The organism is Paraburkholderia sp., from assembly GCF_035656215.1.
Classification (GTDB): Bacteria; Pseudomonadota; Gammaproteobacteria; order Burkholderiales; family Burkholderiaceae; genus Paraburkholderia.
This window is the reverse complement of the sequence record NZ_DASRSY010000321.1, coordinates 1-9,077: the sequence shown is the minus strand read 5'-3', so window position 1 is coordinate 9,077 and position 9,077 is coordinate 1. Positions and strand designations below refer to the sequence as shown.

Genomic DNA, 9,077 nt, shown 5'->3' with positions numbered 1-9,077 from the left:
AGCGGAAAAGGCGAAGGCAGTACAAACGGCCGAAAGGGTGAAAGCAGCACCGGCGGCGCGCGTGGGCATACGCTGGTATTGAACCTTGGGGAACCGGCGGCCGTGGAGCGCGCCCTCGCCGAACTGGACCGCGCAATCGATGCAGTTGACGATCCTGGCGGCGCCATGGCCAGCGCGACAGGTAGCGCCGCACGCAACACCACAGATGACGCCACAGGTAATGCCGCAGATGACACCACAGGCAATGCCGCAGATGACGCCGCTCGCAAAGCCTCGGCTAACGCCACCGGCAAAGCCAGGCGCATCGCATTGTTCGCGGCGAACGCGCCGGTCGCGCTGTGCCTTGCCCTCCATCTGAAAGCGCGCTATGGCGCGGATTGGCAGGCGCGCGTCGCGCTGCTGTCGATCGACGATCCCGAGTGGGCCGAATTGACCGGCGTCACCACGATCCGTCAACCGACCTACGAGATCGGCTACCGCGCGGTCGAGTTCCTCCATGAGCGCATCGAGGGGATTCAAACCACCGCACGCGACTGCCTCTTGCCAGGCGAATTGATCGTCCGCGCCTCAACTTTGCGCTGACTTCGCGCTGATCTGCGATCATTCGGGCTGCGGCGCGCAGCGGGTGCGCGCCGGTCATCGCAAGGAAACTCATGGTTGTTGCACCGATTACTCTCTCGAGCCTCGCCGTCGCGACCCTGTTCGTCGCGGCCTTACCGTTCCTGATCTACCGTCGTTTGCGCCGGCCACTCGCGCTGAATCCCCGCGATGCGATCACCGGCATCGCCATCTTCGCGCTGTTTGCGATGGTGATCGAGCGCGCGCTGAATGACTACGTGCTGCATCGGAACGAAGCGACGGCCACCTTCCTGTCCCATCCGCTGGCCTTTGTGGTGTACGGCGCGCTGGTCGCGGGTATCTGCGAGGAAGTGGGGCGTTTCATCGGGATGCGCCTGCTGCTCAAGCGCGCGGCGGCGAAGTCCGCGTCCGCCGTGGCAGGCAAGGGCGACGGCACCGCACTGACTTATGGCCTCGGTCACGGCGGCGCTGAAGCCTGGCTCGTCGGCGTGCTGGTGCAGATTCAATGGATCCTGTTCGCCGTCTTCGAAAACCGCGGCGAGCTGGACGGTTATCTGAGCAATCTGCCGACCGACTCGGTGATGCGTATCCACTTGATTCTCGCCAGCCTGACGCCCCAGACGGCCGGCATTTTCGCGCTCGAGCGGGTAGCCGCGCTGGTATTCCAGATCGGCTTGTCGGTGCTGATGTGGCGTGGCGTGCGGGCTGGCTGGCGTGGCATCCTGCCGCTCGCGATTGCGCTGCACGCGCTGGTCGACGTGCCGGCTGCGTTGTTCCAGGCGCAGCTCATGCCGCTCGCCGCCGTGGACGGCCTGTATGCGGTGGGGGCGGTGATTGTCGCGGGCTTGTTGTTCAGAGCGTTCCGTCGCCCGGCGGTTGCCGCGTGAGCCTGTTGCGCGCCGCCTGTTACACCGACCATCCGTGATTTTCTAACTTTCGGCGTACCCTTTCGGTACGCCGTTCAGGCTTATCCTTTCGGCACATCTCATGGAAGAAGCTTACCAATACGACTGCGCGAATCCCGAGTTCGAGGAATTGGCGCGCGTCATCAGCGATCTGTTTCCCGAGCAGACGCGGTTCATCCAGCATGCGGGCGAAGACGGCACGCCAACGCTGGCGATTCATTGGATTGCAATGCGTTTTGGTGCGGCCGCGCGTCGGATCGTGATGACGGTGGTGATCGCGCCGACAGCGTTGTCGCGTTATCGCGCGTTGCCGGCGCGGCTGCGAGGCCGAAGTTTCGCGGTGCTGCGGGCGTATGTCGAAGCGAGCATCGGCTCACTCGAAGAGCAGTATGCGAACGGCGAGGCGGTGCCGCGCGATGTGACGGTGGATCTCGGCGACGAGTTTGCCTGAAGAAACGGTTGACTCGAGACCTTCGGGCCATTGACGGGAAGACGGTCCCGAGTGCGGCGGGGCTTACCGCGCCGAGCCGGCCACCACTCACCGCCCGTGACACAGGCTATGCTCAGTCCGCGAGCCTGTAGACCTTCGCGAAGCGTACGGCCTGTACCACGCCGTAGTCGCCGGGGGCGTACTGCATGATCCAGTCGCCGGGAGCGCCGTGCAGCACGTCGCCACCGCTCGCTGAGCGGGCCAGTGAAAACGCCTCATTCATCTGTTTGGCTAGCACGACAGCCGGACGATTGCGGTATGCACCGGCTTCGCCATGCGCGAGGGCGGCGTCTTCCGGCAGGTATTTGGCGTCGAAGCGTTCGCGTGAGACGACCCAGCGGTCGCCGGTCGATCCGGTGATCAGCGCGTCGCCGCGGGCATAGCGGTTCGGGCCTTCCAGGCTCATCAGTTCGCCTTCGGCGGCGGCGAATTCAACGCTCACGGTTTCGTTTTTGACGACGCGCCGGGCGTTTGCATCTTTACTCAGATCGAGATTTTTGAGTTCGGTCATGAAGCGAGTCGGTGTGGAGATCTTGACAGCCCGCCGGGCCGCGACTTGACGTCCCGGCGCGGCGTACTCGCATCATGCCAGATGCATGTGAAGATCGGATTCTTTTGCCATTGGCAGCGGCCCTGGCTATTCGTCTGCGAAGTGGATGCAAAGAAGACGGGCGCAAAGACGGGCACTGAGACAGAACGTGCCGCGCAGACAAACTGGTCGGGCAAACACCAGCGCCGTAGGCACGCGGACACAACCCGCCACCAAAGGAAAAAGAACCAGGCGCGCAGCGCGGAAACCCGCACCGCGCGCAATCAACTACGCAATCAACCGCGCAATCAAGCTCTTACTGCTTCACAGCCGCATCACTCGGCGGCAGCGGCCGGCGCTTTCTTGCTGCCGTCCTTGCCATGGTGGCGATGGCCGCCTTCAGGACCGCCCTGATGGAACGTCACGTCGGCCAGTTTCTTCTGCTCCGGCGAGAAGCTGCTATACAGCGGATCGAAGGCATCGACCAGTTTCTTCATGCCGTCCGCATGCGCTTGCGCGATCGTCGCGTATTGTTTCATGTCGTCGACTGCCGACAGGTTCGTGTCAGCCTTGCGCTGCTGGAACAACTGCCCCATCGTCTGGCCATTGTTGCGCATGACGTCGGCGAACGCGCTCCATTGCGATTCCTGCGCCGAAGTGATCTTCAACTGCTTATGCAGGTAGGTGATGCGGTCTTCGACGTTGCGCTCGTGACCAGCTTTTGCGGCAGGTGCCGAAGCTGCGGCGGCAACCGGTGCCGAAGCCGGTGCGGAAGTTTGTGCGAACGCGCCGCTCATGGCGACTGCGGTGGCCAGCATTACGAGTGCTTTTTTCATCGAAACTCCTGATGTCTGTTCGAATTATGACAAGGCGAGCATGGCGAGTGGCTCAACGCGTCGGCATAGCGACGCAAGGCGGCCGGCTGCCCACTTCGCCGTCGCCGCTATTTGTATCACGATATCCCTACAATGCGGCTGCAGTGCGACAAACGCTTACAACCGAAACGAACAGGAAATAGCGGGTGGACAAATTCGTCAGCATAGAAATCTTCGTCGCAGTGGTCGAGGCGGGCAGTCTCACGGCGGCCGCCGAGCGCTTTGACATTTCGTCGGCGATGGTGGGCAAACATATCCGCTCGCTCGAAACACGGCTCGCGACGCGGCTTCTGACGCGCACTACGCGCCGTCAGAGTCTGACTGAAATCGGCCGGCAATATTACGAGCAGTGCCGTCGCATTCTGACGGACGTCAAGGAGGCAGAGTCGCTCGCCGAGGCGATGGCATCCGCGCCGCGCGGGGTATTGAAGGTGACGGTGCCGCTGACGTACGGCGTCGAAGTCTTTGCCCCGGCGATGACCGACTACCTGAGCGCATGGCCGGACGTGAGCCTCGAACTGGATCTGTCGAATCGCGTGATCGATCTGGTGGAGGAGGGCTTCGATGCGTCGGTGCGAATCGGCCATTTGCCGGATTCCAGTTTCGTCGCACGGCCATTGAAGCCTTACCGGATGCGCGCGTGCGCGTCGCCGGCCTATCTGGAACGGGTCGGCACACCACGCACGCCGGCCGATCTGATGCAGCACGAATGCCTGGGCTTTCTGCATTGGGGCCGCGAGGGGTTGTGGCGACTAGGCGGCGAGAACGCCAACGAAAACCAGCTGCGCGCCGGACGGTTCCGGGCAAACAACGGCCAGGCGCTCAAGGTTGCCGCGTTACGCGGCTTCGGGCTGGTGTTGCAGCCGGAGGCGCTGCTTGCAAGAGAGATCGCCAGCGGCGAACTGGTGTCGGTGCTGGAAGACTATCTGCCCGATGGCGCGCCGGTTCATCTGGTCTACCCACGCGATCGCCGCGCCACGCCCAAGCTCACCAGCTTTATCGATTTCGTGATCGAGCGGTTCGGGGTGTGATCTTGCCGCTTGCCTTGCTGCGTTTCCCGCCTGTTCACAGCCGCTTCCCGATCGCTGCTAGCCGCTCATCATTCGGTCGGCGATGGCTCGGGGTTCCTCTGCCTGCCGCCCGATATCGAAGACGCGCGATAATCCGCCCACTGCTGACCAACTTCTTTCGCCCACGATGAGACCTCCGCGCCTCGACCAACTCGATGACCTCGACCGCAACCTCGTTGCGATGCTGCAGGCCAACGCCCGTGAGAGCGTTGCCAATCTCGCACGTCAACTGGGCGTGGCGCGCACTACGGTGATCGCACGGATTGCGCGGCTCGAACGCAGCAACGTGATCGGCGGCTATAGCGTGCGGCTTGGCCAGGACGTGCTCGATTCGAGCATCCAGGCGTATGTCGGCATCATCATCGCGCCGAAGTACGGGCCTGCCGTGCAGAAACGTCTCGGCAAGATGCCCGAGGTGCAACTGCTATGCGCGGTGAGTGGCGAGTTCGACTATGTTGCGTGGTTGCGTGCCGATTCGCCTGATCGCCTCAACGATCTGCTCGACGAGATCGGTGGGCTGGAAGGGGTGGAGCGAACCACGACGTCGATCATTCTTGCGCGCAAAATCGACCGCGGCATGGTGTGATTCTGCCGCCCAGTTTTTACGCCGTTTTGATATGTTTTCGACTTATTGACTGATCAGATCGTCATAACGTCGAAGTTAATGGTCATAGCGCAGCATTTTGCGTGTATGAACTGTTTTTGCTTCTCCCTAAACTGTGTCTCAAGGGTTCAGCCCGCCGGGCGCCGCGCCAAGCGCAGCGCACTTCCCAAGCTGGAGACAGCAGATAACAAACCATGTTGAATGGGACCGGAGTAGGCGCTAAAGCGCTAACTCCGGTCGACAAAGGAGAAGCGCATGAAAGTAGCCATCGTTGGCGCAGGGTTGATCGGTCACACCATCGCCCACATGTTGCGTGAAACCGGCGACTACGACGTTGTCGCGTTTGACCGCGATCAGCACGCGCTCGATAAGCTCGCCGCCCAGGGCATCCCGACCCGCCGTGTCGATTCCGCCGATGCCGCCGCGCTGCGCGCTGCCGTGCAAGGCTTCGACGCGCTCGTCAATGCGCTGCCGTATTACCTCGCGGTGAATGTCGCGACGGCAGCCAGGGGCGCCGGCGTCCATTACTTCGATCTGACCGAAGACGTGCGCGCCACCAGCGCGATCCGCGCGATCGCCGACGACGCCGATCACGCCTTCATGCCGCAGTGCGGTCTCGCGCCGGGCTTCATTGGCATCGCCGCGCATGAACTGGCGAACCGTTTCACCGAAATCCGCGACGTCAAGATGCGGGTCGGCGCGCTGCCGGAATTCCCGACCAATGCGCTGAAGTACAACCTGACGTGGAGTGTCGATGGTCTGATCAACGAGTACTGTCAGCCGTGCGAAGCGATCCGCGACAGCCGCACGCAGTGGGTGCAGCCGCTCGAAGGCCTCGAACACTTCTCGCTCGACGGTACCGAATACGAAGCCTTCAATACCTCCGGCGGGCTAGGCACGCTATGCGAAACGCTGGCGGGCCGCGTCGAATCGCTCGACTACAAGTCGGTGCGCTATCCGGGCCACCGTAACCTGATGCAGTTCCTGCTGGAAGACCTGCGTCTTTCGAGCGACCGCGATACGCTCAAGACCATCATGCGCCGTTCGGTGCCCGCGACTGCGCAAGACGTCGTGCTGGTGTTTATCACGGTGAGCGGCATGCGCGACGGTCAACTGGTGCAGGAAGTATTCACTCGCAAAATCTTCGCGAAGACGGTGTGTGGCGTGGCGATGAGTGCGATCCAGATCACCACGGCCGGCGCGATGTGCGCGGTGCTCGATCTGTTCCGCGAGCAGAAACTGCCGCAAAGCGGTTTTGTGCGCCAGGAACAGGTGTCGCTGCGCGACTTCCTCGCGAACCGCTTTGGCCAGTTGTACGAAGGGCAGTCGCTGGATGCGATGGCGACGGTGTAAACCGCGTCTGTCGCCTTGAGGCTCAAAACCGGGGGCCGTGCGACGACGCGGCAATGACTGCCGCGAGTAACGAAGAAAGCCCTGTAGAAGGCCGCTTTATGAACGCCCCGCCATGCGGGGCGTTTTGCGTTCTTTGCGTTTGAAACGCCGGTGCTACACAGGCAGCGGCGGCAGCATCGCAGACGACGCATACGGGTCGCCTACTATGCGTGTGAGCAACGCTTCGTAATCCGCGTGGGTTGGCGCGGTGTTGTCGAACATCAACAGGTCTTCGCAAATATCGCCGCTCGGCAGGAAGCGGCGTTGCCGATACTCGTCCCAATGCGCGAGTTTGTAGGTGTCGTTCGGATTGCCGCGATCGACGATACGCTGATGCGCCATCTCTTCCGATGTGGTGACCCACACCACCCGCAGCGCCACGTCCGCGCCGATACCCAGCCAGGCGCGATCGAACAGGCGCCGCTCGCGCACTTCGCGCGACAGCGGCCCGACCACCAGCGCGCTGATGCCGAGCTCGAGATTGTCGCGGGCCGTATCGAGCAGGCCGCGATATTCGGGATCGCGCAGGTGCTGCAGGAAAAGCGGGCTGTCGCGGTCGTTCGGATCGCCGGTCAGCATGGCCATGGCGGCCGCGCTATAGCGGCCGAACAGCGTATCTTTATCGAGCAGGCAGAAGGGCGAGGCGCTCGCCTGCATGAGCGGGCCGATCAGTTTCTTCGCCAGGGTGGTTTTGCCGGTGCCTGCGTGGCCGCAGAAGAAAACCAGATGAGTCACGAAGACGTGTCCTCGAGCGTGGCGCGCGCGGTGCCGGCACGTTGCGGGTCACGCACGAATTTGCCGCTCGCTTCCAGCCACATCACATTGATGATGCCGAAGCCCAACGCCACGCCGATGCCGAGAATCCAGGTGAAATACCACATTGCAGTCTCCTTGGTCGTATGTGCGGCGAGGCCGGCGATGACGCGTGGCGCATAGCCGGCACAGAGAAGCGAACCTGCTGGCAGACAAAGGTGGCGCGCGGCGGATCTGAGGGTAAATCCGCAGCGCGCAGCGCCCACAACGCAGCGCTTTGCAGCGATCATGAAGAAGAACGCGGTCCTGTGCAAGAGGGAGCACGGTGGCAGGCCGTTCGGCCAGGATGGCGCAATGCGCCTATAACAAGAGCAACACCCGCAGCAACACCAGCAGCAACACGGGAGACCCAGCATGCCGATGCGCCAGCACTTCCACTGCAAAGCCGCGCTGCTTGCGCTTGCCATCGCGTCGCTCGCCGGCTGCGCCTCCACACCGGCAGAACCCGTCCCCTTCAAGGAGGTGCCGCAAGCGCGCATCGTCCAGCCCGGTTATACGCAGCCCGGAACCGGACTGGTTGCCGTGGACGTGCGGCGCGAACGTTCCCGCGACGTTATCGTCCGGTTTCGCGATGCCCTGGTGTATATCGACGGTGAGCAGGTCACCGATCTGATGAACGGCGAACATGTGGTCTTCTATCTGAGCCCGGGCGTGCACCGCATCGGTGTTTCCACGCAATTCGATCCGGTCGTGGAGATGCGCTTTACGGTCACAGCCAATACCCGTTATACGAACCGGGCGTCGGTCATCTTCGGGGAAGATCATCGCATCGCTTTGCGCCGGGTTGCCCAATAGCGCAGGGCTTTAACAATTGGATACATGACGCTCACGCAGAGCCCTTAACATGGCGGCTGTCGTGTATTCGTTCAGGCAGATCCCCCGCCGGGCTTGCGCACAATGCGAAGCCGGCCGGGCTATTCCGTTTTCAAGGTAATCCAACATGCTAATCAATTGCGCCGCCTATCAGGACGGCCGGAAGCTGGCCGACATCGATATCGAGAGCATCAGCGACTACGTGGCGCGGCCCGAATGCTTCGTCTGGGTCGCGCTGAAAGACCCGGAGCCGGAAGAACTGGCCGTGATGAAACACGAGTTCGGCCTGCACGAACTCGCGATAGAAGATGCGCAAAATGGCCATCAGCGTCCGAAAATCGAGGAGTACGGCGAGTCGCTATTCGCGGTCATGCATACCGTGGAAATGGACGAAGCGGGCGAACTGGTGATCGGCGAGGTTGACGTGTTCGTCGGGCACAACTATGTGTTGTCGGTGCGCCGTGGCACGCGCGCCGGCTTCCAGAACGTTCGCGCCCGTTGCGAGCGCGAGCCGCAATTGCTCAAGGAGGGTTCGGCGTTCGTGCTGTACGCGCTGGCGGACGACATCGTCGATCGTTATTTTCCGATCGTCGAGGCGATGAACACTGAGATCGAGGCACTCGAAGATCGCATCTTCGAGCGCAACAATTCGGTGGCATCGCGGGCGATCATCGAGGATCTGTATTCGCTGAAACGCCGTCTCGTGATTCTGCAGCACCATATCGCGCCGCTTCAGGAAGCGATCAGCAAATTAACGGGCGGCCGGATTCCGAGCGTCTGCGAAGGCATGCAAGCCTATTTCCGCGACGTCTACGACCATCTCGAGCGGATCGTCAGAACCATCGACGGCCGGCGCGAATTGGTTGTGACCGCGGTGCAGGTCAATCTGGGGATGATCTCGCTTGCCGAAAACGAGGTGACCAAGCGGCTCGGCTCGTTTGCCGCATTGTTCGCGGTGCCGACCATGATCGCCGGTATCTACGGGATGAACTTCCAGACCATCCCTG

At 62.2% G+C, this 9,077-nt stretch carries 11 protein-coding genes and 1 pseudogene; 8 read left to right on the top strand and 4 right to left on the bottom strand.

Annotated elements, in window-relative coordinates:
- The 3 genes from VFE81_RS18500 to VFE81_RS18490 form a co-directional block, all read left to right on the top strand.
- The coding region (locus VFE81_RS18500; protein WP_325045980.1) for a substrate-binding domain-containing protein at positions 1-582 on the top strand (582 nt) is incomplete at its 5' end.
- Positions 583-653: 71 nt separating this feature from the next.
- The gene (locus tag VFE81_RS18495; RefSeq protein ID WP_325045979.1) at positions 654-1,466 is read left to right on the top strand and encodes a YhfC family intramembrane metalloprotease; all 813 of its coding nucleotides are present in this window, start codon (positions 654-656) and stop codon (positions 1,464-1,466) included.
- Between the two features lie 100 nt (positions 1,467-1,566).
- Positions 1,567-1,935, top strand: coding sequence for a DUF3022 domain-containing protein (locus VFE81_RS18490; protein WP_325045978.1), 369 nt, complete (start codon positions 1,567-1,569; stop codon positions 1,933-1,935).
- Positions 1,936-2,047: 112 nt separating this feature from the next.
- Here the strand turns inward: VFE81_RS18490 and VFE81_RS18485 are convergent, their stop codons facing one another.
- The gene (locus tag VFE81_RS18485) at positions 2,048-2,485 is read right to left on the bottom strand and encodes a PGDYG domain-containing protein (protein ID WP_325045977.1); all 438 of its coding nucleotides are present in this window, start codon (positions 2,483-2,485) and stop codon (positions 2,048-2,050) included.
- Between the two features lie 334 nt (positions 2,486-2,819).
- Positions 2,820-3,339 (bottom strand): annotated as a pseudogene (locus VFE81_RS18480) (Spy/CpxP family protein refolding chaperone).
- Positions 3,340-3,524: 185 nt separating this feature from the next.
- Here VFE81_RS18480 and VFE81_RS18475 point away from each other — a divergent pair.
- From VFE81_RS18475 to VFE81_RS18465, 3 genes are all read left to right on the top strand, one after another.
- Positions 3,525-4,409, top strand: coding sequence for a LysR family transcriptional regulator (locus VFE81_RS18475; protein WP_325045976.1), 885 nt, complete (start codon positions 3,525-3,527; stop codon positions 4,407-4,409).
- A gap of 166 nt (positions 4,410-4,575) precedes the next feature.
- Entirely contained in the window at positions 4,576-5,034 is a 459-nt protein-coding gene (locus VFE81_RS18470) for an Lrp/AsnC family transcriptional regulator (protein ID WP_325045975.1), read from the top strand.
- Positions 5,035-5,307: 273 nt separating this feature from the next.
- On the top strand, positions 5,308-6,405 hold the full coding sequence (locus VFE81_RS18465) for a saccharopine dehydrogenase family protein (RefSeq protein ID WP_325045974.1): 1,098 nt from the start codon (positions 5,308-5,310) through the stop codon (positions 6,403-6,405).
- 153 nt (positions 6,406-6,558) lie between these two features.
- Here VFE81_RS18465 and VFE81_RS18460 read toward each other — a convergent pair whose 3' ends face one another.
- Positions 6,559-7,179 (bottom strand): ATP-binding protein, encoded by a 621-nt coding sequence (locus tag VFE81_RS18460; protein ID WP_325045973.1) that lies wholly within the window; start codon positions 7,177-7,179, stop codon positions 6,559-6,561.
- Positions 7,176-7,325 (bottom strand): cytochrome bd-I oxidase subunit CydX, encoded by a 150-nt coding sequence (gene cydX / locus VFE81_RS18455; protein ID WP_325045972.1) that lies wholly within the window; start codon positions 7,323-7,325, stop codon positions 7,176-7,178. The genes VFE81_RS18460 and cydX overlap by 4 nt, the downstream gene beginning before the upstream one ends.
- A gap of 286 nt (positions 7,326-7,611) precedes the next feature.
- On the opposite strand from cydX, the gene VFE81_RS18450 reads away from it, so the two are divergent.
- Both VFE81_RS18450 and VFE81_RS18445 read left to right on the top strand, forming a co-directional pair.
- Positions 7,612-8,052: a hypothetical protein gene (locus VFE81_RS18450; protein WP_325045971.1), complete on the top strand. Its 441-nt coding sequence runs from the start codon at positions 7,612-7,614 to the stop codon at positions 8,050-8,052.
- A gap of 145 nt (positions 8,053-8,197) precedes the next feature.
- The coding region (locus tag VFE81_RS18445) for a magnesium and cobalt transport protein CorA (protein ID WP_325045970.1) at positions 8,198-9,077 on the top strand (880 nt) is incomplete at its 3' end.

Excerpts from the sequence above, each read along its gene's own strand:
- VFE81_RS18490 (WP_325045978.1), top strand. The coding sequence starts at position 1,567 with ATGGAAGAAGCTTACCAATACGACTGCGCGAATCCCGAGTTCGAGGAA.
- VFE81_RS18485 (WP_325045977.1), bottom strand. The coding sequence starts at position 2,485 with ATGACCGAACTCAAAAATCTCGATCTGAGTAAAGATGCAAACGCCCGG.
- cydX (WP_325045972.1), bottom strand. The coding sequence starts at position 7,325 with ATGTGGTATTTCACCTGGATTCTCGGCATCGGCGTGGCGTTGGGCTTC.
- VFE81_RS18470 (WP_325045975.1), top strand. The coding sequence starts at position 4,576 with ATGAGACCTCCGCGCCTCGACCAACTCGATGACCTCGACCGCAACCTC.
- VFE81_RS18495 (WP_325045979.1), top strand. The coding sequence starts at position 654 with ATGGTTGTTGCACCGATTACTCTCTCGAGCCTCGCCGTCGCGACCCTG.
- VFE81_RS18465 (WP_325045974.1), top strand. The coding sequence starts at position 5,308 with ATGAAAGTAGCCATCGTTGGCGCAGGGTTGATCGGTCACACCATCGCC.
- VFE81_RS18450 (WP_325045971.1), top strand. The coding sequence starts at position 7,612 with ATGCCGATGCGCCAGCACTTCCACTGCAAAGCCGCGCTGCTTGCGCTT.